Here is a 25,574-nt window from a genome sequence, read left to right as displayed (position 1 = left end):
AATCGCCTCTCCCGACCGCTTGGAGAATGATGATGCACAGCGTTGCGCTGATGGTTTACCCGAACTTCCAGTCGCTGAGCCTCAGCCTGGGCTCGGTGTTCGAGTGCGCCAACCTGCTGCGTGGCGAGCCGGCTTATGAGTTCCACCTGGTGTCGGAATGCGGCGGCGCGGTGATGTCGTCCCTGGGGTTTTCGGTGAATACCTCAGCGGTTCGGCCCGAGGGCTATGACACGCTGATCGTCAGCGGCTACCTGGAATTTCGCCTGCCGGAGGCCAACCTGCTGGAGCTGGTCAAGGCCGCTTCGGCCCAGTCGCGCCGGGTCGCCTCACTGTGCATGGGCATCTTTGTCCTGGCCGACGCCGGCTTGCTGGAAGGCAAGCGCACCACCACCCATTGGATTCACGCGCCGGCATTTCGCAAGCGCTACCCGGCCATTCGCCTGGAAGAAGACAAACTGTTCGTGGTGGATGGTCAGGTGTGGACCGGCGCCGGCATGAGCGCCGGTGTGGACCTGGCGCTGGCCATGGTGGAGAACGACCTGGGCAGTGATTTGGCCCGGCGCATTGCGCGCAAACTGGTGATCGCCCAGCGCCGCGGCAGCGAGCAGTCGCAATTGTCGGCGCTGCTGGAACTGGACCCCAAGTCCGACCGCGTCCAACTGGCCCTGGCCTATGCCCGCGAAAACCTCACGCATGACCTGTCGGTGGAAGCCCTGGCCGATGTCGCGCGACTGAGCCCGCGCCAGTTCAGCCGGGTGTTTCGCGAAGAAACCGGGCAAACCCCGGCCAAGGCCATCGAAGCCCTGCGCGTGGAGGCCGCGCGGGCGATGATGGAAACCAGCCGTCATCCGGTTGAAGTGGTGGCGCGTGAAACCGGCTTTGGCGACCGCGAACGCATGCGCCAGGCGTTTCTACGCGCGTTCGGCCAACCGCCGCAGGCGATGCAGCAGGCGTTTAATGCAACGCCGCACGGGTGATCAGGTAACTCACCAACTGCGGCTCATCCTCAAGCTCGATGGCGTGCACCGGGCGCGGCAGGTTATCCAGCACCGTGCGCCAGAACGCTTGGGACACTTCGTCCTGGTCATAAAAACGCACCAGCCAATCGGCCTCGCCGCTGCACAGCACCTGGCTGGCGATGGCGCGGCCGATGCCTTTGCGGCGGTAGCGCTTGAGGATGAACAGGTCGGCCAGCTCCAGGGCGTCGACGCCAGGGACTTCACTGTCTTCGATCAACAGGAAACCGGCGATGAAACCATCGACCAGCAGCAGGTTGGCGCTCCAACGCGGGTCCTGCCAGTAGCGGGCCAGGTGTTCGTCGTGGATGTAGAAACGGCCGTCGGCCTCGACATCCTCCTGCTCCCAGTCCGAGGATTCATAAGCGTAGTACTGGTAAAGATTGCGGATCAGTTGGGCCTCTTCAGGGCCGGTCTGGATCAGTTCGACAGTGGTTTCAGGCATGGGGCTCTCGGTGAAAAATGCACGGCGACATTGTTCACAAATCGGCGGAACAGTCCAATACAGCGGCGAACCTTTCTACTTGCTGAACCGATTGCAAATAGCCGTGCCCTGCTGCCGAAGCGCTGAAACATTTCGAATAGACTTCGCCGAAATCCCCCTTTCTCAAGGACATGTATTTTGACGAACGTCTGTTCCGCCGGCCTGGATGTGGGCTTTGCGTCCCTGGATTATTTGCAGATCTTTATCCTGGGGGTGATCCAGGGCATCACCGAATTGTTGCCGGTGTCCTCTACCGCCCATATGCGCGTGGTGCCCGCCCTGCTTGGCTGGCAAGACCCCGGCTCGGCGTTTTCGGCGGCCATGCAGTTGGCGGCGCTGGCGGCGGTGGTGAGTTACTTCTGGCGCGACGTACGCCAGGTGACCACCGGCAGCATCGGCGCGGTGCGCCGAGGTGACTATAACGACCGCTGGTTCAAGCTGGCGGTGGCGATCGTTTTGGCGACTATCCCCATCTGCATCGCCGGGCTGGCACTGTCTTCGACCTTGAATGCCTGCAACTCGCCCTTGCGCGGGTTGATGGTGATCGGCATTTCCTGCCTGGTCATGGCGGTGTTGCTGGCAGCGGCCGAGCTGCGGGCACGGCACACCCGCGAGGTGGGCCAGATGCGCCTGCGGGATGCATTGATCGTGGGTATCGCGCAGATTGGTGCGTTGATTCCCGGGGTGTCGCGTTCCGGCTCCACACTGACCGCCGCGCTGTTCCTGAACTTCAAGCGTGAAGAAGCCGCGCGCTTTTCGTTCCTGCTCGGCCTGCCGGCCATCGCCCTCGCCGGTTTGAAAGAACTCTGGGTGTTGTTGCACGCCGACCTGCCGGCCCACGCCTGGCCGCACCTGCTGTTCGGGCTGGTGGTGGCGAGCGTCTCGGCGTTCTTTGCGATCTGGGGGCTGATGAAATTTCTGGAGCGCTTCTCGACCTGGCCGTTCGTGATCTACCGCGCGCTGCTGGGGGTGTTCCTGATTGTCGCGGTCAGCACCGGACTGCTGCCAGGGTAGTGGCTCTTTTGAGTCATGTGCTCTTCAGTCCCTCGTTTGGCACTCGCTCCACACCTGACGTATCAGTGCTTTGAGCCTCAACGCCTCGGCCCAGCGATCGCTGATCTCACGCCCATCCGCGCCGGTAATCGCATAAGGCGGCGGGCCCAGTTCGCAGGTGAACGACAAACTCCGCGGGGTATCAGCCCGGGCCAGCCAGTCGTCGATGCCGTAGCGCCACCAACCGGTAAAGCGCTCGACCCAGGCGTGGTGCTGGGGAAACTCAAGCGATACCTGCACCTGCTCGCTGCTGGCCACGCGCCCATGGAAGCCCCAGCTGTGACGCAGGATGGTGCGGATCTGTTCATCGTCCTCAACGGTGCCCGGCTCCGGCAACTCACGCCCGACAACATAGTGCGACAGGTCGGCGAGCAGCTTCAGGTCGGGCATTTGCGCCAGCAGGTCGAGGGTGAACAGCAGGTCGTTGGTCAGCCGATAGCGGTGAGTTTCCAGCAGCACCGGAAAGTCCACCTGCTCGGCCAGGCGTTGCCAGCCTTCGACCAGCCGGGCGGCTTCGGCCTGGGTGCGCGGGCGCACGTCGGCTTGCAGCGTGAGGTGGTGGCAGCCATAACCGCTGATCACATCCAGCGCGGCGGCCAGGTCGTCCACCGTTTGCGGGAACAACTGGCCTTCGACCTGTAAGCCCCGCGATGTGGCGGCGGCGTGCAAGCGCGCCACCTCGGCGGGCCGCCAATAGTGATCGGTGATGCCGTCGAAGCCGGCGGCGGCGATTCGGTCCAGCTGCGCTTCGAGCGGACCGGGTTCGGTTTGCATGGCCCACAGCGATTGAAATACCAGCAATTGGCGCATCGTCAGCCTCGCAGTAACTGTTTAAGGGGCAACTCAGGGTCAGCCAGATGGGCCGCGGTGAGCGGATCCGAGCACTGATCAGGCGTTCGCACAGCTTGATGTCCTTGGCCACGCTGTTGCCGATGCCCCAGCCGCAGGCACCTTGCAAATGGCCCTCGGTATCGAGGTAAAACAGCAGCAGACCGCCGGCCGGCAGTACGCGACCGGCCGTCGTCGCGGTCATCACGCCCACCGTCTGCAGGCCCCAGTCGTATTGGTCGGACCAGAAACCGGGGATCGCGTCAAAAGCCACTTCACGGCCCAACAGATTCAGCGCCGCATGCCGCCCCTGCGCCTCGGCGTTACGCCAGGTTTCCTGGCGTTGATACTCGCCCCCTGGCGAAACTCACAGACATCGCCGGCCGCATAAATGTTCGGCGCGCTGGTCCGCAGGTAGGCATCCACGCGAATGCCCTGCCCGACCTCCAACCCTGCGTTGGCAGCCAGTTCGAGATTGGGTTGCATACCGATGCCCACCACCACCAGGTCACAGGGCAACATCTGCCCGTCGACCAATTGCACGGCATCGTCATGGATGGTTTCCAGTGCCACATTCAAACGAACATCGACCCCTTGGCCGCGATGCAGGTCCAACAATGCCTGGCTGATCACCGGCGGCAACACCCGGCCCGCCAGGCGCGGCCCGGCTTCGAGCACGCTGACCTCACAGCCCAGGCTTCAGCGCTCGCGGCGACCTCAAGGCCGATAAACCCGCCGCCGACAATCACCAGCCGCGTGCCCGGACGCAAGGCACTGCGCAGGGTCAGGGCTTCATCATGGGTGCGCAGGTAAAGCACGTTGGCCTGCGCTTGAGGGCAAACGCCGCGCCCTGCCGCCGGTGGCCAGCAGCAACCCGGCATAGGCCAGCCATTGGCCGTCGGCGAGTTGCAGCCGCTGTTGCCGTGGCTGCAACTGGGTCACCGGGTTCCCGGCGATATGTTCGATATTCAACTCAGCCATCCGTGCGCTGTCGCACAGGCTGCAACCGGCCAGGTCCGCGGTGCCCTGCAGCAACCCCTTGGACAGCGGCGGTCGTTCATAGGGCAAGTGCGGTTCGTCGCCGATCAGGATCAGGCGCCCGGTATACCCTTCTTCGCGCAGGGTCAGCGCCGCACGGCCGCCGGCATGGCCGGCGCCGACGATGATCATGGGTGCGCTGATCATCACGCCGTGACCGCGAGCAATACCCGCCCCGCTTCAACGCGCACCGGGTAGGTCTTGAGGTTGACGCACACCGGCGCGCCGAGGGCCTTGCCCGAGCGGTAGTCGAAGCGCCCGTTGTGCTTGGGGCACTCGACCACATGGTCCATCACCAGGCCATCGGCGAGGTGGATTTTCTCGTGGGTGCACAGGCCGGCTGTGGCAAAAAATTCATTGTCGGCGGAGCGGAACACCGCGTAGGTGTGGGCACCGTGATCGAAGCGCAGCACGTCTTCTTCGTCTATTTCGCCCACGGCGCAGACGTCGATCCATTGATCGTTCATGGCGTTATCTCTTGTTTTAAGGAGGATTAGCTAACAGCAGCTTCTGCATGTGTCGGGGCACTGGCAGCCGGTTCTGCCTGGGGGCGAATCGGCCGCTGCACGAAATACGTCGGGTCGCGGCGCTGCTTCAGGATCGTCGGGATGATCTCTTTGTAAGCCTCGAACAGATTGGCGTAGGGCGGCGGGCAGTCGTTGCGGATCTCTTCGTGCAACTGCGCCAGGGCGTGGTACGGCACCATTGGGTACATGTGGTGCTCAAGGTGGTAATTCATGTTCATGTAGATAAAACGCAGCACGCGGTTCATGTAGATGGTGCGGCAGTTGCTGCGGTGGTCGAGCACGTCTTCGGCCAGGCCCACGTGCTGGGTCAGGCCGAACACGTAGCCGAGCCAGGCGCCATAAATACTCGGCAGGCCCACCAGCATCAGCGGCAGCCAGCTGTGCAGGTACAACGCCGTGCCGATGAGCAGCGCATATATACCCACCCAGATCCGCGCGGCGCGGTACACCTTGGGCCACTCCGATTCAGGGATAAAGTCCTGCTCCTGGGCGCTCATTTGGCCGACGGCATGGCGCGCCACACCGCTGAAGGTTTTCCAGGCGAGGGGCAGATTGAACAGGCTGAGAAACATCATCCACAGACTCGGCGGGCGCGGCTCGACGATCTCCGGGTCGCGGCCGACCACGATGGTGTCGGTGTGGTGACGGGCATGGCTCCAGCGCCATACATGCGGTTCGAAAATGCACATGAAGCAGGCGACCTGGTACAGCACGTCATTCATCCAGCGGGTCTTGAACGCGGTGCCGTGGCCGGTCTCGTGCCAGCGCGGGTTGGAGGCGGTGCCGTATAACACGCCATAGGCGAGGAAGAACGGCACGCAGGCCCACGAGCCCCAGAACCAATAGCCGCCAAAGCCGGTGGCAAACAGCGCGATCACCCAGATGGCGGTGTCGAGCAGCGCCGGGCCGTCTCGGCGTTGCATGAGTTCTTTCATGCGTTTGCGGGAAATCGGCGACTGGTACCAACTGGCCGAGACCAGGCCTTTTTCGGCCGCGCGGGCAGCTTCGGGGCCGTTCAGGCTGTAGTCGCGCCGGGCGGTTTGGGCGGTGTGTTCAGGGCATTGTTATTGTTCTCCGCAAGCGAAAAGTTTCCAGATGCGTTGCGAGACCCACCATAGAGTGCGGCCAAATCCCCCTCAAGGCCTTGAATCCATTCCCTATCAAGCTATCATCCAGGCCCGGCGGGGCCGAGTAGTTTTCTATCAAGACGCACAAGGGGCCAGCCATGCACACCACCAAACGCCCAACCATCGCCACCGTGGCCGCCCAGGCGGGCCTCAGTGTGGCCACCGTCGACCGCGTATTGAACGCGCGAGCGCCGGTGAACCCGGACACCGCCGAACAGGTGTTCCAGGCCGCCGAAGCCGTGGGCTACTTTGCCGCGCGGCTGATCGGCCAACGCATTCGCGAACGCCGCCCCACCTACCGCTTCGGCATCCTGCTGCTGGGCACGGCGCAGGCGTTCTATGCGAACCTGGCGCAGTCGATCAGCGACGCGCGGAGCATCACGCCACGGCCAACCTCAGTTGCCAATTCGAATACATCAACGACCGCACCCCAAGCGCCATCGTCGCGCAGATCGAACAATTGGCCGTGCAGTGCGACGCCCTCGCGGTGGTCAGCTTTGCCCACCCGCTGATCAATGCGTGCCTGGCCCAGATCCGCGCGGCCGGCGTGCCGGTGGTGGCGCTGCTTTCGGATATTCATGAGCAGGCCCTGGAACCCTACGTGGGCCAGGACAACCACGTGGTCGGGCGCACCATGGGCTGGTTGCTCGCACGCACGTGCGGCGCGCGCAAAGGCAGCGTGGGGATCCTGCTCGGCGGCCATCGCTTCCTCGGCCACCAGGCACGGGTCGAAGGCCTGCACGGCTACCTGGCCGAACACGCACCGGGGCTCAAGCCGCTGGAACCGCTGATCAACCTGGATAACTGCGACATCACCGAAGAGGCCACCCTCGACCTGATCAGCCGCCACACCGACCTGCGTGGGCTGTGCGTGGTGGGCGGCGGGGGCGACGGCATCATCAGTGCCCTGGCACAACTGCCCAAGCGCCCGGCGCTGTGCTGCATTTTGCAGGAGTCCACCGAGCTGTCACGCCAGGCGTTGAGCCAGGGCCTGATCGATGTGGTGATGGACTCGCAGCCGCGCCAGACGGCGGTGGCGTTGGTGGAACTGCTGGTGCAATTGCAGAGTGCCGAGGGGCTTTGATGCGGTGCGGCATCGGGTGCATATAGCGCCGCGGATTGTCACCTCCGAGAATCTTTAGCGCGTCCGACACTCAACCTTCAACCCGCCCTGCTCCTGCTCGTGGCTTTCAATCACTACCGGCAGGAAGCGGCGGATCACCGCCATGTTGCTGTGCAAATGGTCGCTCATCTGCGCGGTGGTAAAACTGCCACCGCCCGCCAAAGCCATCGGCAACAGCGAGTTGATCGGCCAGGTGTTCGCCCACCGCCGTGTCGCTGGCCTGCCATTGCAGGGCCTGGTTGATCGCCTCATCGGCCACGGTTTCAGCGCGAACCCGGGCCATGCCAAGGCACTGAACACTTCGGTGACGTGCTCGTGTGCGTACTCCAGCATCAGCACATTGCCCGGGCCTTGATTGGGGTCTATCTCGACCGCAGACAACTGCTCCAGGCTGAAGTCCAGTCGCTGGCGTACGCGCTTGAACTCACGCTCGCTCACCTGGGGGGCAGGCCGGCGCTCAGCGTGGTCGCCCGCGCTTGCAGCAATGTGCCACGCTGCATCAGGTGCAACGGCGCCAGTTCGCCGGGCTGGATAAACGCCTGCAACTCGCCGCCACCGGCCGGGACGAAACCATGCCGGAGCAGCGTCAACTCGACACGCGCGCCCATGCGCCGCAACAGCGGCAACCAGGCGCGTTGCAAAGTCCACTGGCGGTGCCAGTGGGTTATGAGTGCCACCGCAAAGGGTCACGCGGCTGGCGGTCAGTGCCTGCAGCAACGCCGACGGCAGCGTTTGCAACACCAGGGTGCAACTGCCCGCCGTGCCAATCGCAAAGCGGTAGTCGCCGCCTTGAATCGGCCCGGCGCAAAGCGCAGGGTTTGCGACCCCAGCTCAGCGCCTTCCACCCGCGCGCCACACACCTGGGCCGCTGCCAGCACGGCCGTCAGGTGTTGACGCATCAACCCCGGGCGGCTGCGCTTGGCGCGGATGTTCCTGATGCACAACGTCCGCCCGGTTACCATCGACAGGCTCACGCCACTGCGCAATACCTGGCCACCGCCGATGACGCCATCCAGTTCAATCACGTCCTGTTTCATAACCATCCCTATGCAGAGCGTTTGACCGTGTCCTGCAAGTAGCGGTCCAGTCGTTGCGAGTCTTCCCGAGTGCGTGGCAATACCGGTACCTCGCGTTCCAGCTCAGCCACGATGAAGGCATGCAACGCCGGCCGCCGCGGACCATAAGCCGCCTCACCGGCGATTGCGTTTGAGCGCCAGCAATGTCGCCACTTCGTCCAGCAGAGGCGCGTCGCTCACCGTGCTCAGCAAGTCGGCGAAGGTCATCGGCGGGCGCCCCAGGCCCAGATCGATCCAGCGCACCGCCAGCAACGGCCGCAGCACGTAGAAGTACTTCTTGAAGCGTACCGTTTCGCCTTGCAGGTAACCGCGAAAGTTCTTCCTGGCCATCGACAGGTAGTGATTACGCGCAGCCGGCGGGCTGTAGAAGGCTTCGGCCAACGCCCGCAACTGCGCGGTGGCCTCGGTTTGCTGGCGATACACCAACGGCGAATCCAGCCACTCCAGTAACGTGGGATTGGATTTGCGCAGCAGACCCAAAGTCTTGCGCAGTTCCCAGCCACTCACGTCCAACTCGTCATCCAGCGGACGTTCGATCACGTCGCGCGGCGCATCCACCTGCATGAACCAATCAGGTTTTTCCACATAGACAAAGCGCACATCGTAGTCGCTGTCGGTGGAAGCAAAACCCCAGGCGCGACTGCCGGATTCGCAGGCATACAGCACTTTCACATTGCGCTCGCGCTCTATTCGGTCCAGTTCCTGCGCAACCCGGGCGCGCATGGCGTCGCTCAACGGGTGCCGTTCTTCCTTTGCATTTCGATTCCTCCGTTTATCCCTTGACGCACACCACCTGATGCAAGGTGTGCAGCACCTGCACCAACTCGCGCTGGGCGTGCATGACGCGGTCGATGTCCTTGTAGGCCATCGGTATTTCGTCGATCACATCGGCGTCCTTGCGGCACTCCACATGGGCGGTCGCGCGGATCTGGTCGGCGACGGTAAAGGTGTTCTTCGCCTTGGTGCGGCTCATGGTGCGGCCCGCACCATGGCTAGCACGAGCAGAACGATTGTTCGTTGCCCAGCCCGCGCACGATGAAGCTTTTTGCGCCCATGGAGCCCGGAATAATCCCCCACTCGCCTTTTTTCGCGGAGACCGCGCCCTTGCGGGTCACCAGGATGTCTTCGCCAAAATGCCGCTCTTTTTGCACATAGTTGTGATGGCAGTTCACCGCTTCCAGCGCCACTTCAAACGGTTTGCTGATCACTTGCCGCGTGGCCTGGACCACCGCGCGCATCATTAACTCGCGGTTCTGCCGGGCAAAATCCGGAGCCCATCCCACGGCTTGCACGTAGTCATCGAAGTGTTGGCTGCCCTCTTCGAAATACGCCAGGTCGCGGTCCGGCAGGTTGGCCAGGTGCTGACGCATGTCTGCCTGGGCCAACTGGATAAACAGGTTGCCGATGGCATTGCCCACGCCCCGCAGCCGCTGTGCAACATGAACCAGACACGGTTGGCCTCATCCAGGCACACCTCGACAAAGTGGTTGCCGGTGCCCAACGTCCCCAGGTGTTGGCGGTGGTTGCTGCGCTCCAGTTGCGGGTACTTGTCGGTGATCGCCTTGAAGCGCGGATGCAACGTGGCCCATACCTGATCGGCCTGGGCCGGCACGTCTTCCACGCGCCTTTGTCACGGCCTTTACGGCTGCGGGTACGGCCATGGGGCACGGCGGCCTCGATGGCACAACGCAGGCCATGCAGGTTATCCGGCAGGTCGCCGGCCATCAGCGTGGTGCGCGCGGCGATCATGCCGCAGCCGATATCCACCCCGACCGCCGCCGGGATGATCGCGCCCACGGTGGGAGATCACGCTGCCGATGGTCGAGCCCTTGCCCAGGTGCACATCCGGCATCACCGCGAGGTGCTTGAAAATAAACGGCATCCTGGCCGTGTTCATCAGTGCTGACGAGCTTCGGGCTCCACCGGAACGCCTTCGGTCCAGAGCTTGATCGGTTTGCCGTTGGCGACTTCCAGCAGTTGGTAGGTGTTGTTCTGCATGATCTCGGTTCTCTTTTGAAAAGCCGTCGTTACGGCGTCGTGCTGGTGATAGCAGCAGACGTGCCAGGTTTTACGCTCGGTGTTAAAAAACACGTAATAGATTGTTTTATATAACTATTTTTATCGCACTCTTTTTATCGCTGAAAAACGATGACAAACCCATCCCCTGCTTCTATCCGTACATATCGTTACTATCATTTTGGTCCAGCCATGAAACACAGCGCACGGTGCCATCGGATTTATCGGTTCCAGGCTGGATCGCGTCGGCAAGGGCGCCAATCGCTGGAACCACTGGCGCCCCAGCGTCGGGCTGTGCCAGCAGGATGATCTGCAGATCGACCGCCTGGAACTGATCCACGACGTCGACGCCCGCGATGTCAGCCTTGCCGAGCGAGTGCGCGCCGACATCCAGCGAATCTCGCCCCACGCAAGGTGCGCCTGCCCGATGCCGCTGGCCAATCCCTGGGATTTCGAAGAGGTGTACGGCGCGTTGCACGACTTCACCAGTGCCTACCGCTTCGACACCGAGCGCGAGGATTACCTGGTGCATATCACCACCGGCACCCACGTGGCGCAGATTTGCTGGTTCCTGCTCACCGAAGCGCGCACCTTGCCGGCCCGCCTGATACAAACCATCCCCCAGCCGACGCCTGGATGCCGACGCACCCGCCACCGGCACCCACACCCTGATCGACCTCGACCTGTCGCGCTACGACCGCATCGCTTCGCGTTTCGCCCACCAGCGCCTGGAAGGCCTGGCGTTTCTCAAATCCGGGATCGCCACACGCAACCCTGCGTTCAACGCTTCCATCGAACAGATCGAACGCGTGGCCGTGCGCTCCACCGCACCGATGCTGCTGATCGGCTCAACCGGGGCCGGTAAATCCTTCCTCGCCCGGCGGCATCTACGAACTCAAGCGCAGCCGCCATCAACTGCAGGGCCGCTTCGTTGAGGTGAACTGCGCCACCCTGCGCGGCGATGGCAGCCATGTCCGCGCTGTTCAGGCATGATCAAGGGCGCCTTCACCGGCGCGCAAAACGCCCGCGACGGCCTGTTGCGCGCCGCCCACGGTGGCATGCTGTTCCTCGATGAAATCGGCGAACTGGGCCTCGACGAACAGGCCATGCTGCTCAAGGCCATTGAAGAAAAACGCTTCTACCCGATGGGCGCCGACACCGAAGTGGCCAGCGACTTCCTGATCATCGCCGGCACCCACCGCGACCTGCGCGAGCGGGTCGCCGACGGGTTGTTTCGCGAAGACCTCTACGCGCGCATCAACCTATGGACCTTCGACCTGCCCGGCCTGGCGGGCCGCCGCGAAGACATCGAGCCGAACCTCGACTTCGAGCTGGAGCGCCACGCCCGCGAACAAGGCCATCGCGTACGTTTCAACCTGGAAGCGCGGCGCCGCCACCTGGCGTTGGCCTGCTCCAGCGAAGCGGCCCTGGCTGGGCAACTTTCGCGAACTGTCAGCTTCCATCACACGCATGGCGACCCTGGCCGACAGCGGGCGTATCGATCAAGCCCAGGTCGAGGAAGAAATACAGCGCCTGCGTTATGCCTGGGGTCTGAGCGCACCCACGCGTACCTGCCGGCCGACCTGGATCTGTTTGACCAGTTGCAACTCAAGGCCGTCATCGACATATGCCTGCAATCCGACTAGCCTGTCCGATGCAGGCCGACGCTTGTTTGGCGTGTCACGCCAGGCCAAGGCGCAACCGAACGATGCGGACCGGCTGCGCAAATACCTGGCACGGTTTTCGATTGATTGGAAGCAGTTGAAGCCGTAGGGCAGAAGGTACTCCCGGCGGACCGCTCCATCGAGTGCATGAAGCCCTCGACCTAAACTCAGTTCAAATGTGGGAGGGGGCTTGCTCCCTCCCACATTGTCTGCGGCAGCCGCGACATATCGGTTCAGCCCGCCAGGAGGCCAACCAATGCGCGCGGCACGGCGAAGGCTGGCCTTGACGACCAAGCGGTGAAAGGGGGCGATAACGAAGAGGTAGGCGCGCCCAGGCGGTTGTGGCACTGGACCACGGTTGAAAAAACCAGTTGGCGACTGCCTTGCGCCTCTGCCTCTGCGCAACACAGGACCGATATCCGGAAGTCGAGGTGCGTGTCGTCCTCTCCCAACACGATTTCGGTCTGGTTGGTGCTGTAGACCTTGAAGGGGCCAACCCGATCAGCCAGTGATGCCAGATGCCTGGCTGTCTTGAGACCAAAACCCACAACGACAGTGTCTCGCACGTTCATGAGCCATCCGATCCAGGAGGGCTGGTTGAAAAGGATGAATCGAGCCAGCAAATCCGGGTTGCCGGATGTGCCCGCCGGGAGAGCGGATTGCAAAAGCGTCCGCCAGGTTCACCGGCGTGTAAAGCTGGGTAATGCTGGACCTCGAGGGCACCGGCACCGACCTGATGAGCTTGAACGTCTTGGGGCATTGGGGTATCTCCTGAGTCCTGGCTACCAATTGGATGACGTACCATGGCGCGTTTGTTGTTGAGAGGCGCCTACTGCTCCTTGTCGGATACTGAGCCCGATCAAAGCATCATAGAGCGCTTGCCGCCCAGTGGGCAGAACCGGGCAGCAACGTCGCACGGCGCTTGTCGGCATCGAACCAGGATTCAACCAACCATCCCACCAGATAAAGCGCCGACAGGCATCCGCCCGCGGTCGCAACGTTGCCCTGGCACACAAGCGGCTGGTCCATGAGTTCAAGCCCCAGGGCCTGCAAGCTGATCGCGCATCCGGGTGTGTCGTTCGCCTGGCCGCCGAGCAACCAAGCCGTTCCAGAATGAAAGCGCCGGCGCATAGGGAACCGATTCGCTGGCGTCCGGCGTCAAGTTCAACACGACGGCAGGGAAGTCTGGGGCGGCAAGTGCAGCGAGTATGCCCTCCTTGCCACTGGCGAACAATACCGCGTCGGCACTGTTGGCCTCGCTGAGCGGAACGTGCACCGAAACAGGCAGGCCATGCGCCGACCCGCACGCAGCGCTGGCCCCCACTATTCGGACGTGCCAGTCCTGCGTGTTGCGGCCTCAGAATGTCCCACATCAGAAACAGATCGATATCAGTGAATCGGTCGAATGCAACCAGAACGATTTTCTTCAAGGCGAACTCCATGAAACTTGCTGGCGTGCAAAACGCGAAGGCCGTGTTTGCTGGTGTTCGCAGCGTATCAATCGGTTGCGCACCATACACAGCCTGTATGGCGCTAAACAGGGAGGGAAATAACGGGTGAAAACACTAACGCGTCAGCATTGGATCGCGGCGGGTTTTGAGGCGCTCGACCAAACAGGGCATAGCGGCGTTTCGGCCGAGAGCCTATCGCGCCGACTGAATGTGACGCGCGGATCGTTCTATCACCATTTCCGCAATCGCGAAGACTTTGTGCGCGCCTTGCTGACCGCCTGGGAAGAAGATTACACAGAGCGCATGCTCGCTTATGCGGCGCAGGGCCGTAGCGCGGGCGAAACCTGCAACGCTTACTTGAACATTGCCGCGCGGAAACAGCCTGCGCGGGAAGTTTCCATCCGCGCCTGGGCGCTGCACGACCCGTTGGTTGGCGAGTTTCAGCAGCGTGTTGACACGCGACGACTGGACTTTGCGATACGGACGTGCCGCCGCCTGATCCCTCTGCCAGGCAGTGCAGAAGTGATGGGGCAAGTGGCCCATCTGTGCCTGATTGGTGGTCAACAGGCCGGGCTGCGGCATGACGCGGCCCGCTTCAACAGTTTCCTGCATCGAGCCTTTTCACTTGTCGACGGAGCGCTTGCGCCATGGCGGGCCAGGCCATGAGCTAAAAGAGCGGGCCGGAACACGTCACACGCCCCGAAAATCCCCGGCACTCAGCCCAAACCGATTCATCTTGTTATACAGCCCACCCCGCGACACGTTCAGCTGTTGAGCGGCCAGGCGGATATTGCCGCCGGTGTTTTTCAGCGTGGCGACGATGGCGTGCATTTCGTGGCTGCTCCAGGTCTTGGGCGGGTTGAGGTTCGTACGCTCGGGCCAGTGGGCGGGGCCTGGCGTCCAACGGCAAATCGCCGGGCTGGATCAGCTCGCTCACGGCCAGGTTGGTCGCCCGTTCGATGGCGTTTTCCAGTTCGCGCACATTGCCCGGCCAAGCATGCGCCGAAAGCAAGGCCAGCGCCTGCGGTGAAAAGCCCTGCACAGACTTACGCAGCGAGCGCGTGCAGCGTGTGCAGAAAGTGCCGCGCCAGCAGTGGGATGTCATCGCGGCGCATGCGCAGGGTGGCACGGTCAGGTTCAGTACGTTGAGACGGTAATAGAGGTCTTCGCGGAATGCGCCCTGCGCCACTGCTTGGCTGAGGTTGCGGTGGGTGGCAGCGATGATGCGCACATCCACTGGGCGTGCGCTTTTGGCCCCGACCCGCGCAATCTCGCCCTCTTGCAATACGCGCAGCAGGCTCACTTGGGCGTCGAAGGACATGTCGCCAATTTCATCGAGAAAAATCGTACCGCCATCGGCCCAGCTCGAATTTGCCCGCTGAGCCGCCACGGGCCGAGCCGGTGAAGGCGCCCTCGACATGGCCGAACAATTCACTCTGCACCAGGTCTCGTGGAATCGCGCCGCAGTTGACCGCCACGAACGGGCCGTTGCAACGCTCGCTGGCGTTATGAATGGCCTGGGCGAAGAGTTCCTTGCCGGTGCCGCTTTCTCCCAGGATCAGCGTAGTGGAATCACTGCGGCTGGCGATGCGCGCCAGGTGCAACGCATCCTGGATCGCTCGCGAGGTGCCCTGGATGGTGTCGAACGTATAGCGCGCCTGGGTGCCGACGATACGCCGGGTGATTTCACGGATGCGCCGGTTTTCGCGCAGCGACACAATCACCCCGCCCTGCTCCAGCGGGCACACCGAGACCAGGCACGCGAGGTTGGCTGCGGTCGTGCAGTTGGAAGGTGCAATCCAGGTCGCGCACGGGCTCACTCAGCGGATCGCTCAACTCACTGCGCCCCAGTCGCTGGAAGGACTGCCAATCAGCTCCAGCCCCACCCCGAACAACTGACGGGCATAGCGGTTGAGCGCCTTGATGCAGCCGCGCTCATCCAGCACCACGAGGCCTTCATTGAGCACTTCGAGCATGGCTTGCTGTTCTTCGAGCAAGGCTTGCAGGGCCATCTGCCGAGAGACAGCATCGGCCGCCGTCTGCACGGTGCCCAGGGTGTGGAAGTGGAACCAGCCGGGTTCGGCGGTGAGGGGTAAGCATGGCCGGGGTCTGGCCCTGGGCGCTTCGATCGGCGCGGCGGCGCAGTGCATGCGGCGCTGGCGCAGGCCGACGGCGAAGTTTTCTTCGGCCAGCATATACACCAGACGGTCTTCGGCCAGGGCCGGCCCGGTGCAGTTGGTGCCTTGTACCGACTCCAGCAAGCGGCTGCCACCGGCGTGATATCCAGCCCACAGGAAATACAAGGTGGTGCCGTCTGCATCGGTGAGGTTGATGTGCCCGCGCGGGTTGTAGGCCAGCAAGCCATGCATGACCTGGCGGCGGCGGCGATCAGTACGCGGTGGCGGGCCAGGGTGGCGGCCAAGGTTTGCGGCGCAACAAAGCGGTACTGGCTGTCGGCGGGGTCGATAGCGGCCTCGACACTGCGTCGCCAGGATTCCCAGGTCACTTGGCGCACGTCGGCCGGGCGTTCGCTGCGGCCCTGCTGGCAATCACGCCACGCCTGCTCCAGCGCGGCAACCGGGCCGTCGTTCGCGTGGCCGGCCCCAGGGTCGTGAGGTAATCGAGGTCTTGTACGCTGAAGGCCAGGCTCATCCGATGCGTCCATGTTCATGTTTTTGACATGTCAGTATAGGCATGTCATCAAAATGAACATATTTTGTTTAATCGATTTTAAAAACACTAGCTAAAATCAATGCGTTATCAATTGGCACGGCCTTTGCTCCTCCTCTTTGCCCATCAGGATCGTCCGAGGTCAACAATAAGAAGGGATACCACATGAGTATACAGAACATCCGCCTGGGCCTGATCGGTGCCGGTCGCATGGGCAGCTTCCACGGCCTGACTGCGGCGCGGCATATTGCCGGTGCCCGCCTGACAACGATCGCCGACCCCACCCCGGTCAGAGCGCGCGCTTGGCCGCTGAGCTGGGCGTGGACAAGGTCTACACCGACCCACAACAGTTGATCGACGACCCGGACATCGACGGCGTCATCATCGCCGCCCTGCCCGCAGCCATGCCGAGCTGGTGATCAGCGCCGCCCGCGCCGGCAAGGGATCTTCTGCGAAAAACCCACTGGCCATCACCCTCGATGAAGCCGACCGCGCCATCGCCGCCCGCCGCCGATGCCCGCGTTCCGTTGCAGGTCGGCTTCAACCGGCGCTTCGCCAAGGAGCTTCCGTACGGCCCACCAAGATGTGCTGGCCGGGCGTATCGGTCACCGCAATTGCTGCGTTCGCTCACCCGCGACCCGGCGCTGAACAACCCGGCCGCGTCGCCACAATGGGTGATCTTCCTGGAAACCCTGATCCACGACTTTGACACCCTGCGCGTCACCTCAACCCCGGCGCCGAGGCGGTGCAGGTCCACGTGATGGCCGACGCGCTGATCGCCCCGGACTACAAAGCAAAGGCTTGCTCGACACCGCCGTGGTCACGATCCGCTTCGACAACGGTGCGATTGCCACCGCCGAGGCGAATTTCCAGGCCGTGTATGGCTACGATGTGCGTGGTGAAGTGTTCGGCAGCGCCGGCATGCTCACCATGGGCGGCGTGCAGGAGTCCGACCTGGTGCGCTACCTGGCACCGGGCATCCAGGCCGACACTCAGCGCCTGGACACCGACCTGCTGCGCGACGCCTACGTCGCCGAGGCTCAACCACTTTGTCGATTGCCTGCGCAGCGCCTCAGCCCTTGGCCAGCGGCGAGATGCGCGAGCGGCGCTGGCGATTGCGCGCGCCTGCATCGAGTCCTATGAGCAAGGTCAGGCGGTGACCCTGTGATCCCGTTCAAGCTGGCGATCAGTGCCGAGATGGTATTTCTCGACCGGCCCTTCGTCGAACGCGTCAACGCATTCGCACGCTGGGTTTTTGCGCCGAAATCTGGGGCTGGACCGACAAGGACATCAACGCCCTCGCCGCCACTGGCGCCGATTTCCCCTCGATGACCGGCTATATCAGCGGCACCCTCACCGACCCCGACGGCATCCGCCGCTTGCTCGACAGCGCCCGCGAATCCTTCAGCGTTGCCGAGCGGCTCAACTGCCCCAGCCTCAACCTGCACGGCACCGGCCTGCGACGACGGCCTGCCGGTGCAGCCCTCCGGCCACGACCACCGGACGCATGTGGTTGAGCGCCTGCAAGACCCTGGAGAAAATCGCGCGACTGGGGGAAGACGCCGGCCGCGTATTCCTGCTGGAAAACCTCAACACCGCGGTCGACCACCCCGGCACCCCGTTCGCCCGCGCCGACGACACCCTGGCGTTGATCGAAGCCGTGGGCAGCCCGCACCTGAAAATGAACCTGGACCTGTACCACGCGCAGATCGGCGAGGAAACCTCATCGAACTGATCCAGCGCGCGGGCCATGCCATTGGTGAAATCCAGGTGGCCGATGTACCGGGGCGCAAGAACCCGGTACCGGCGAAATCCATTACCCGACCATCGCCAGGGCCTTGCATCGCATCGGCTACAACGGCGTGGTCGGCCTGGAAGGCTGGGCCAGTGGCGACAGCGAACTGGCCCTGGCGCGTTTCCGCCAAGCGTTCACCCTATAACAACAAAAGGAACACCCCCCCCCATGCCTCGCTATTCATTGCTCGTTGCCACTCTGTTACTGCTGTTCAGCCAATGGACCTTCGCCGGTTATCGCATCGGCGTCAGCATCGCCAAGGTCGACGATAACTTCATGACTTACGTGCGCACCGGCCTGGAAGCCGCCGCCAAGCAGCAGGATGTACAGATCCAGTTCGAAGATGCCCAGGGCGACGTGGTGCGCCAACTCAACCAGGTCGAGGGTTTTCTCAACCAGAAGGTCGACGCGGTGATCGTGCTGCCGGTGGACACCTCCGCCACCGCCAACATGACTCGCGCCGCAGTCGCCGCCAAGACGCCGCTGGTGTACGTCAACCGCCATCCGGATGAACGCACGCTGCCCAAGGGCGTGGTCACCGTGGCCTCCAATGACATCGAGGCCGGGCAGTTGCAGATGCGCTACCTCGCCAGCTTGGCGGCAAGGGCAGTGGCGATCATCATGGGCGACCTTGCGCAGAACGCCACCCACGACCGCACCGAAGGCGCCAAACAGGTGCTCAAGGACTTTCCGGGGATCAAAGTAGTGGAGCAGCAAAGCGCCGAATGGCAACGCAGCAAAGGCATGGACCTGACCAGCAACTGGCTGCTGGCGGGGGCGCAGTTCGATGCAATCATTGCCAACAACGACGAAATGGCCATTGGCGCGGCCATGGCCTTGCAGCGTATCCGGCAGGGCCAAGGGCGAAGTGGCGATTGTCGGTATCGATGGCCTGCCCGATGGTCTGGCGGCGGTCAAACGCGGGATGCTGGCGGCGTCGGTATTCCAGGATCCCAAGGCCCAGGCCACCCAAGCGGTGGCGTCGGCGATTAGGATGATCAAGGGTGAACCGATCGAAGCCGAAGTTTGGGTACCGTTCGAGCTGATCAAGCCCGAACAGGTGGCGGTGTTCGAGCAACGCTACAAATAAACGGGTATACACCGCTCCAAATGTCGGGAGGGGGGGCAAGCCCCCTCCACGCCGAATCTCAGTCGGTCCAGATCACTCGCGTCATGCCGCTCGGCCAACTGCTCTGAAAGCTCGCCCGACACCCGGTTAACCCGGCGCCCCCGCTGCACCGCCGGTCGCGCGTCAATCGCATCCGCCCAGCGCTGCACATGTGCGTACTCATGCACCGATAAAAATTCCGCCGCGCCATACAAGCGGCCTTTGACCAAGCCACCGTACCAAGGCCAGATGGCGATGTCGGCGATGGTGTATTCGTCACCGGCGATGTATTCGCTGACTGCCAGACGCTTGTCCAGCACATCCAACTGGCGCTTGGTCTCCATGGCAAAACGGTTGATCGGGTACTCCATCTTGCTCGGCGCATAGGCGTAGAAATGCCCGAAACCACCGCCCAGGTACGGCGCGCTACCCATCTGCCAGAACAGCCACGACAAACACTCCGCACGTGCGGCCGGTTCCTTGGAGAGAACGCGCCGAATTTCTCGGCCAGGTATTGCAGGATCGCGCCGGACTCAAACACGCGAATCGGCGTGGCGCCGCCGTGATCCATCAAGGCGGGGATCTTCGAGTTGGGGGTTGACCGCCACGAAGCCACTGCCGAACTGGTCGCCGTCGCCGATCTTGATCAGCCAGGCGTCGTATTCAGCGCCCGCGTGGCCCAGGGCGAGCAGTTCTTCGAGGAGGATGGTGACCTTCTGCCCATTGGGCGTGGCCAGGGAATAAAGTTGCAACGGGTGCTTGCCCACCGGCAGCGCCTTGTCGTGGGTGGCGCCGGCGATGGGCCGGTTGATGCTGGCGAAGGTGCCGCCGCTTTCGGTGTCCCACGTCCAGACGGCGGGAGGTACGTACTCGGTCATGCTCACTGCTCCTGAGGCGATCAACGAAGCGCTCCAGACTAAACCAAAGACTCGCCGTGCGGGAGCCCGCTGAATCAGCACCGCTCCCACACTCGGTTGCAGGGTCTGGAAAGTCGCGCGCTACACCCAGCCGCCGTCGACGATAAAATTCTGCGCCGAACACATCGCCGAGGCATCCGAGGCCAGAAACAACGCCATATTGGCGATATGTTCCGGCATGACACCGCCGGGCGTGCACTGGCTGCGGGCGATCAGCTCCTTGGCCGCATCATCTACCCACATGGCCAGTTGTTTTTCGGTCATCACCCAACCGGGCACCAGCGTATTGACGCGGATATGGTGAGGCCCCAGCTCCCGTGCCAGGCCGCGGGTCATGCCGTGCGCGGCGGCCTTGCTGGCGGCGTACACCGGGTAACCGGCGGAGGCCATCATCCAGCCGACCGAACCCAGGTTGATGATCGAGCCGCCGCCGGCGCCTTTCATCATGGGCACCACCGCCTTGGCGGCAAAAAATGCGTGCTTGAGGTTGACCGCAATCAGCTGGTCGAACATCTGCGAGTCAACGTCTTCCAAGGTATGGCGCACGTCGTTCGCCGCGTTGTTGACCAACACCGTGATCGGCCCCAGCGACTGCTCAAACCGCGTGATTGCCGCCCGAAAGCCAATTTCGTCGGTGATGTCGCAGCATACGAATTCCACCGTACGCCCCTGTGAACTCAAGAGCGCCGCCAGGCGTTCGCCCTGGCTCTGTGCGCGGTCCACAAAGGCCACCTTGGCGCCTTGCGCGGCAAAGGCGCGCACCATGAATTCACCGATACCCGAGGCGCCCCCGGAGATCAGTACGGTCTTGCCTTCAAGGTCGGGATAAACAGCCTGTGCAGTACTCATATAACGGTGCCTCGATCAATTAGTCTTATTTTATTTTACGAAATCGGCGTTTAAGGCTATAAATTCGCTGTCACACCGACAAAATATCGCTATTAGTAGAACTATTCCACTCAAAACAACAAAAGGAAGTTCGACCATGAAGCACCCTCGATACCTGCTCTCGGGCCTTGCCATGTCCATGCTGATCGCCAGCGGCAGCGCCCAGGCGGCAGGGCTCAGCAGCGAGCACAAGCCTTTCGGTAAAACCAACGACGGCACGCCCGTCGAACAGTACATCTTGCGCAACAGCCATGGCATGCAAGCCACCGTCATCACCTACGGCGGCGTACTGCAGTCGCTGAAGGTGCCGGACAAACACGGCAAGGTCGACGATGTGGTACTCGGCTTCGACGACGTACAGGGCTACCAGGCCGGTACGGCGTTTTTCGGCGCGACCATCGGGCGCTTCGGCAATCGCCTGGCTGGCGGCGCCTTTGAGCTCGACGGCAAACGCTTCCAGGTGCCGCTCAACGACGGCCCCAACGCATTGCATGGCGGCGCGCAGGGCTTCGACAAGCATGTATGGAAAGCCGAGCCGGTCAAGGGCAAGGACTCGGTTGGGGTCACCCTCACCTACCTGTCCAAGGACGGTGAGATGGGCTTCCCCGGCAACCTGAAAACCGAGGTCACCTACAGCCTCAACGACAAGAACGAACTGCACATCGACTACAAGGCCACCACCGACAAACCCACGGTGCTCAACCTGACCAACCACAGCTACTTCAACCTGGCCGGCGCGGGCAATGGCGACATCCTCAAACAGGTTGCCACCTTGCATGCCAGTCACTACACGCCGGTCAATGCGACGCTGATTCCTACCGGCGAACTCGCCCCCGTCAAGGGCACGCCGATGGATTTCCTCAAGCCCACGCCGATCGGCCAGCACATCAAGGACGATCATCCGCAGCTCAAATTCGCCGAACCGAAGCAAGGCGGGTTTGACTTCAACTGGGCGCTGGACACCAAGGGCGACGTGAAAAAGCTGGCCGCCGAAGTGCATGACCCGGAGTCTGGCCGGCGCTTGCAGCTCTACACCAGTGAGCCGGGGGTGCAGTTCTATACCAGCAACTTCCTCGATGGTTCGGTGAAGGGCAAAGCAGGCAAGACTTACCTGCACTGGAGTGGGTTTACGCTGGAGACCCAGCACTATCCGGATGCGCCTAACCAGCCGAGCTTTGCATCAACTCGCTTGAACCCAGGGCAGACCTACACCCAGAACACCGTCTTCAAGTTCAGCGCCGAGTAAAACTGTGGGAGGGGGGCTTGCTCCCTCCCACCTTTGCCCTCACAGGGCTTTTGATCAGCGTTGTTTCATACGGTCGATGACCACCGCCAGCAACAGGATCGAACCACGGATCACGTACTGATAGAACGTGTCGATGTTCTTCAGGTTCATCGCGTTCTCGATGATCGCCAGGATCAGTACCCCGGCAATCACATGGCGGATCATGCCGACCCCGCCGCTCAACGACACACCGCCCAGCACGCACGCCGAGATCACCGTCAGCTCGAAGCCCTGGCCGATCATCGGCTGGCCCGAGGTCATGCGCGACGCGAGGATCACCCCGGCCAGCGCGCCGATCAGACCGTGCACGGCAAAGATCAGGATCTTGGTGCGATCAACGTTGACCCCCGCCAGCAATGCTGCTTCCGGGTTGCCGCCGATGGCCATGGTGTTGCGCCCGTAGGTCGTGTAGTTGAGCAGCCAACCGAAGAACAGGAAGCACAGGATGGTGATCAGGATCGGCACCGGCACGCCGAACAACTGGCCGTTGCCGAAGATGAAGAACTGGTCCTGGGACACGCCCACTGCCTTGCCGTCGGCAAAAATGTAAGCCAGGCCGCGCACGATCTGCATGGTCGCCAGGGTGGTGATCAGCGCATTGACCCGCAGCTTGGCAATGACGATGCCGTTGATCAACCCGACGATCAGGCCCATCCCCAGCGCCGCGCCGATGCCGAGCATGACGCTGTCGGTATCGCGCATGACAATGGCCGCGACCACGCCGGCGCAGGCGATCACCGAGCCCACCGACAAGTCGAAATGCCCCGATGCCAGGCAAAACAGCATGGTGCACGCCGCGATGCCCACGGTGGACACCGCCAGGCCCAGCCCGCGCATGTTCAGCGGCGAAAGGAAGTTATCGATCAGCAAGGCGCACAGCACAAAAATGCCCACCGCCGCCAGCAGCATCGCCCAGTTGTCGAGCAGCGCGCGCATATCCAGGGGTTTGCGTGCGGTTGGCAACGCGTTGTTTTGAGTGGTCATGGTCTTCTCTCAGTTCGTCACGCGGCGCGGCAAGGCCAGCTGCAGCAGGTTGGATTCAGTGGCGTGCGCGCGCAGTTGTTCGCCGCGCATGGCGCCTTCGCACAGCACCAGGATGCGGTCGGAAATGCCCATGACTTCCATCAGGTCGCTGGACACCACGATCACCGCGATGCCTTGGGCTGCGAGGTTGTGAATGATCTGGTAGATCTCGGCCTTGGCGCCGATATCGATGCCCCGCGTCGGTTCATCGAGCAGCAGCACTTTCATCGGCATCGACAGCCAGCGGCCGAGAATGGCCTTCTGCTGGTTGCCGCCGGAGAGGTACATGATTTTCTGCGCGGCGTTCGGGGTCTTGACCTTCATGGCCTTGATTTGATGCTCGGCGTTGCCCTTCTCCCAACCGTCGCGCAGCAGCCAGCCGAAGGTGGAATGGGCGCCCCGCGCGCTGATGTTGATGTTCTCGGCCACGCTCGACAGCGGAATGATGCCTTCCTTTTTACGGTCTTCCGGGCACAGCAAGACACCGGCGGCAATGGCGTCGCGGGGCGAGCGCAACTGCAACGGCTCGCCACAGAGTTGCAGGCTGCCGGCACTCGCGCGTTCCAGGCCGCTGAGCAGGCGGAACAGCTCGGTGCGCCCTGCCCCCACCAGCCCGAACAGGCCAAGGATCTCGCCTTTGCGCACCGCGAAACTCACCGGCTCACGCAGGCCAGGGCCGAGCAAGCCGTCGACCTTGAGCGCTACCTCGCCATGCTCGCGCGGGCGGTAATCGTAGATGTCCTGAATGTCGCGACCGACCATGCAGGTCACCAACTGGTCGTGGGTCAGCGTGCTCATGTCATCGAAGGTGCGCACGTAACGGCCGTCCTTGAACACCGTCACCGCGTTGCAGATGCGGAAGACTTCTTCCATGCGGTGCGACACATACAGCACCACTTTGCCCTCGTCGCGCAGGCGCGTGATGATCGCCATCAAACGGTCGATCTCGCGCGCCGAGAGGCTGCTGGTGGGTTCGTCGAAGGCGATCACATGGGCGCCACGGGACAGCGCCTTGGCGATTTCCACCAATTGGCGCTGGCCCAGGGACAAGCGCCCGAGCTTCTCGTCCGGGTCGATTTCATCGGCCAGGCCCTTGAGCAGGCCAGGGCCTGCTTGCGCAGCAGGCCCCGGTTGACCACGCCGAAACGCGTCGGCAAATGCCCCAGGAACAGGTTCTCGGCCACGCTCATTTCCGGCACCAGGTGCAACTCCTGGTGGATCACCGCCACGCCGCTGGCGATGCTGTCGGCGGCGCACTTGAAGGCCATGGTCTGCTCGCCGATCTGCAGCGTGCCGCTGCTGGGGATATAGGCACCGCCCAATATCTTCAGCAGCGTCGACTTGCCGGCGCCGTTTTCGCCCATCAAGGCGTGCACCTGCCCTGGGTGGGCGGTGAAACAGATGCCGTCCAGCGCCTTGACGCCGGGAAAGGTTTTGCCGATGCCGTCAAACCGCAGGGCCGCAGCAGTCATTTCCACAGCCCGATTTTGGTCAGTTCTTCCTTGAAGTTCTCGCGGGTGATCAGGGTCACTTCGTCCATGGCGGTGTACTTAGGCGGCTCGGTGCCTTTGGTCACCCACTCGTACATCATCTCGGCGGTTTTGTAGCCTTCGATGTGCGGGCTGGGCAGCATCGAGCCGAAGAAGCCGCTGTTGGCTTTCTTCAGTTCGCCGATGGCGTCGGTGCCGTTGATACCGATGCCGATCACGTTGGCGGCGGCAAAACCGGCGCTTTCAGTGGCGCGCACGCCACCGAGCACGGTGTTGTCGTTCATGCCGCCGATGATCAGGTTTTTCGCGCCACGGGGCAGTTTGACCAGGGCCGAGTTGGTGGCGTCCATGCTGCCGGGAACGTCGAGGGTTTTCAGCGGGGCGGTGAGGATGTGGTCCTTGGGAATACCGGCCTCTTCCAGGGATTTGATCGAGCCGTCGGTGCGCTTCTTGCCAGTGTCGAGTTCATTGAAGGTGTTGACCACGGCATAGGTCTCCTTCCAGTCCCACCCGCGTTTTTTCGCTTCGGCGGCCATCGCGGCGCCCTGTTTCTGGCCCACTTCGAAAGCGGCCATGCCCAGGTACGGCACGTCTTCCATGAAATTACCCTTGGCATCGACGAAACGGTCGTCCACCGCCATGACTTTCATGTCGTTGAGCTTGGCCTTGGCCACGATGGCCGGGCCCAGGGACACGTCCGGCGGGCAGATCACAAAGCCCTTGGCGCCGTTGGCGGCCAGGCTGTCGATGGCCGAGAGGGTTTTTTCGCCATCGGGCACGGCGATTTTGATGAGTTTGAACCCCTTGTCCTGAGCGGCTTTTTCGGCAAAGGCCCATTCGGTCTGGAACCACGGCTCCTCGGCCTGCTTGACCAGGAAACCGATCTTCACTTCTTCAGCGGATGCGAGGCTGCTGAGGCTGCTTAAAGCAACGGCGGCAGCAAGGACGCGTAGAGCCTTTTTCATGAACGACACCTCTTGTTGTTGTTTTTCGAG

At 62.7% G+C, this 25,574-nt stretch carries 11 protein-coding genes and 14 pseudogenes; 9 read left to right on the top strand and 16 right to left on the bottom strand.

The window, feature by feature from the left end; all coding sequences use genetic code 11:
• Nucleotides 1-32 precede the first annotated feature (32 nt).
• Entirely contained in the window at nt 33-977 is a 945-nt protein-coding gene (locus AB4O25_RS02595; RefSeq protein WP_017530216.1) for a GlxA family transcriptional regulator, read from the top strand.
• On the opposite strand, the gene AB4O25_RS02590 is transcribed toward AB4O25_RS02595, so the two are convergent.
• On the bottom strand, nt 955-1,461 hold the full coding sequence (locus tag AB4O25_RS02590; protein WP_017530215.1) for a GNAT family N-acetyltransferase: 507 nt from the start codon (nt 1,459-1,461) through the stop codon (nt 955-957). The two genes, AB4O25_RS02595 and AB4O25_RS02590, sit on opposite strands and share 23 nt — an antisense overlap.
• Nucleotides 1,462-1,638: 177 nt before the next feature.
• Here AB4O25_RS02590 and AB4O25_RS02585 point away from each other — a divergent pair, with 177 nt between their 5' ends.
• On the top strand, nt 1,639-2,514 hold the full coding sequence (locus AB4O25_RS02585) for an undecaprenyl-diphosphate phosphatase (protein WP_137220406.1): 876 nt from the start codon (nt 1,639-1,641) through the stop codon (nt 2,512-2,514).
• A 24-nt stretch (nt 2,515-2,538) separates the two neighbouring features.
• On the opposite strand, the gene AB4O25_RS02580 is transcribed toward AB4O25_RS02585, so the two are convergent.
• The 4 genes and pseudogenes from AB4O25_RS02580 to AB4O25_RS02565 form a co-directional block, all read right to left on the bottom strand.
• Nucleotides 2,539-3,363 (bottom strand): sugar phosphate isomerase/epimerase family protein, encoded by an 825-nt coding sequence (locus AB4O25_RS02580; RefSeq protein WP_065878528.1) that lies wholly within the window; start codon nt 3,361-3,363, stop codon nt 2,539-2,541.
• 2 nt (nt 3,364-3,365) lie between these two features.
• Nucleotides 3,366-4,566, bottom strand: a pseudogene (locus AB4O25_RS02575) (NAD(P)/FAD-dependent oxidoreductase).
• A complete protein-coding gene (locus tag AB4O25_RS02570; protein WP_003173381.1) occupies nt 4,566-4,886 on the bottom strand; it encodes a MocE family 2Fe-2S type ferredoxin in 321 nt (106 codons plus the stop codon). Before AB4O25_RS02570 ends, AB4O25_RS02575 begins: the two are co-directional and overlap by 1 nt.
• A gap of 26 nt (nt 4,887-4,912) precedes the next feature.
• Nucleotides 4,913-5,965: a fatty acid desaturase family protein gene (locus tag AB4O25_RS02565; protein ID WP_460150934.1), complete on the bottom strand. Its 1,053-nt coding sequence runs from the start codon at nt 5,963-5,965 to the stop codon at nt 4,913-4,915.
• 206 nt (nt 5,966-6,171) lie between these two features.
• Between AB4O25_RS02565 and AB4O25_RS02560 the strand changes: the two are divergent.
• Nucleotides 6,172-7,215, top strand: a pseudogene (locus tag AB4O25_RS02560) (LacI family DNA-binding transcriptional regulator).
• Here the strand turns inward: AB4O25_RS02560 and rtcA are convergent.
• The 3 pseudogenes from rtcA to AB4O25_RS02545 all read right to left on the bottom strand — a co-directional run bounded on the left by rtcA (nt 7,212) and on the right by AB4O25_RS02545 (nt 10,270).
• A pseudogene (rtcA, locus tag AB4O25_RS02555) lies at nt 7,212-8,233 on the bottom strand (RNA 3'-terminal phosphate cyclase). The pseudogenes AB4O25_RS02560 and rtcA overlap by 4 nt on opposite strands.
• An 8-nt stretch (nt 8,234-8,241) precedes the next feature.
• A pseudogene (locus AB4O25_RS02550) lies at nt 8,242-8,995 on the bottom strand (nucleotidyltransferase domain-containing protein).
• A gap of 49 nt (nt 8,996-9,044) precedes the next feature.
• Nucleotides 9,045-10,270 (bottom strand): annotated as a pseudogene (locus AB4O25_RS02545) (RtcB family protein).
• Nucleotides 10,271-10,502: 232 nt separating this feature from the next.
• Here AB4O25_RS02545 and rtcR point away from each other — a divergent pair.
• Nucleotides 10,503-12,061: pseudogene (gene rtcR / locus AB4O25_RS02540) on the top strand (RNA repair transcriptional activator RtcR).
• A gap of 137 nt (nt 12,062-12,198) precedes the next feature.
• Here rtcR and AB4O25_RS02535 read toward each other — a convergent pair.
• Both AB4O25_RS02535 and AB4O25_RS02530 read right to left on the bottom strand, forming a co-directional pair.
• Nucleotides 12,199-12,720: pseudogene (locus tag AB4O25_RS02535) on the bottom strand (DUF2867 domain-containing protein); the annotation flags it as partial.
• A gap of 14 nt (nt 12,721-12,734) precedes the next feature.
• Nucleotides 12,735-13,382, bottom strand: a pseudogene (locus AB4O25_RS02530) (DJ-1/PfpI family protein).
• A gap of 126 nt (nt 13,383-13,508) precedes the next feature.
• On the opposite strand from AB4O25_RS02530, the gene AB4O25_RS02525 reads away from it, so the two are divergent.
• Entirely contained in the window at nt 13,509-14,069 is a 561-nt protein-coding gene (locus AB4O25_RS02525; protein WP_460150421.1) for a TetR/AcrR family transcriptional regulator, read from the top strand.
• A gap of 24 nt (nt 14,070-14,093) precedes the next feature.
• Here AB4O25_RS02525 and AB4O25_RS02520 read toward each other — a convergent pair.
• Nucleotides 14,094-16,055: pseudogene (locus AB4O25_RS02520) on the bottom strand (sigma-54 interaction domain-containing protein).
• 183 nt (nt 16,056-16,238) lie between these two features.
• Between AB4O25_RS02520 and AB4O25_RS02515 the strand changes: the two are divergent.
• The 3 pseudogenes from AB4O25_RS02515 to AB4O25_RS02505 all read left to right on the top strand — a co-directional run bounded on the left by AB4O25_RS02515 (nt 16,239) and on the right by AB4O25_RS02505 (nt 18,958).
• A pseudogene (locus AB4O25_RS02515) lies at nt 16,239-17,241 on the top strand (Gfo/Idh/MocA family oxidoreductase).
• Nucleotides 17,242-17,270: 29 nt separating this feature from the next.
• Nucleotides 17,271-18,013 (top strand): annotated as a pseudogene (locus AB4O25_RS02510) (TIM barrel protein).
• Nucleotides 18,014-18,036: 23 nt separating this feature from the next.
• Nucleotides 18,037-18,958, top strand: a pseudogene (locus tag AB4O25_RS02505) (sugar ABC transporter substrate-binding protein).
• A 65-nt stretch (nt 18,959-19,023) separates the two neighbouring features.
• On the opposite strand, the pseudogene yghU reads toward AB4O25_RS02505, so the two are convergent.
• Nucleotides 19,024-19,854, bottom strand: a pseudogene (gene yghU / locus AB4O25_RS02500) (glutathione-dependent disulfide-bond oxidoreductase); the annotation flags it as partial.
• A gap of 120 nt (nt 19,855-19,974) precedes the next feature.
• Nucleotides 19,975-20,742 carry an SDR family NAD(P)-dependent oxidoreductase gene (locus AB4O25_RS02495; RefSeq protein ID WP_460150419.1) on the bottom strand — a complete coding sequence of 256 codons (768 nt, stop codon included), beginning with the start codon at nt 20,740-20,742 and terminating at the stop codon, nt 19,975-19,977.
• Nucleotides 20,743-20,878: 136 nt separating this feature from the next.
• Between AB4O25_RS02495 and AB4O25_RS02490 the strand changes: the two genes are divergently transcribed.
• Nucleotides 20,879-22,027, top strand: a complete 1,149-nt coding sequence (locus AB4O25_RS02490; protein ID WP_460150418.1) for an aldose epimerase family protein — start codon at nt 20,879-20,881, stop codon at nt 22,025-22,027.
• A 54-nt stretch (nt 22,028-22,081) separates the two neighbouring features.
• On the opposite strand, the gene araH is transcribed toward AB4O25_RS02490, so the two are convergent.
• The 3 genes and pseudogenes from araH to AB4O25_RS02475 all read right to left on the bottom strand — a co-directional run bounded on the left by araH (nt 22,082) and on the right by AB4O25_RS02475 (nt 25,544).
• Nucleotides 22,082-23,050 (bottom strand): L-arabinose ABC transporter permease AraH, encoded by a 969-nt coding sequence (araH, locus tag AB4O25_RS02485; RefSeq protein WP_017530734.1) that lies wholly within the window; start codon nt 23,048-23,050, stop codon nt 22,082-22,084.
• Between the two features lie 9 nt (nt 23,051-23,059).
• Nucleotides 23,060-24,561: pseudogene (araG, locus tag AB4O25_RS02480) on the bottom strand (L-arabinose ABC transporter ATP-binding protein AraG).
• The gene (locus tag AB4O25_RS02475; protein WP_003173354.1) at nt 24,558-25,544 is read right to left on the bottom strand and encodes a substrate-binding domain-containing protein; all 987 of its coding nucleotides are present in this window, start codon (nt 25,542-25,544) and stop codon (nt 24,558-24,560) included. The pseudogene araG and the gene AB4O25_RS02475 overlap by 4 nt, the downstream one beginning before the upstream one ends.
• Nucleotides 25,545-25,574: the final 30 nt, after the last annotated feature.

This window comes from Pseudomonas sp. S3_A03, assembly GCF_054668275.1.
The sequence above is the reverse complement of the archived record's forward strand: the minus strand, read 5'-3'. Positions and strand labels throughout refer to the sequence as shown.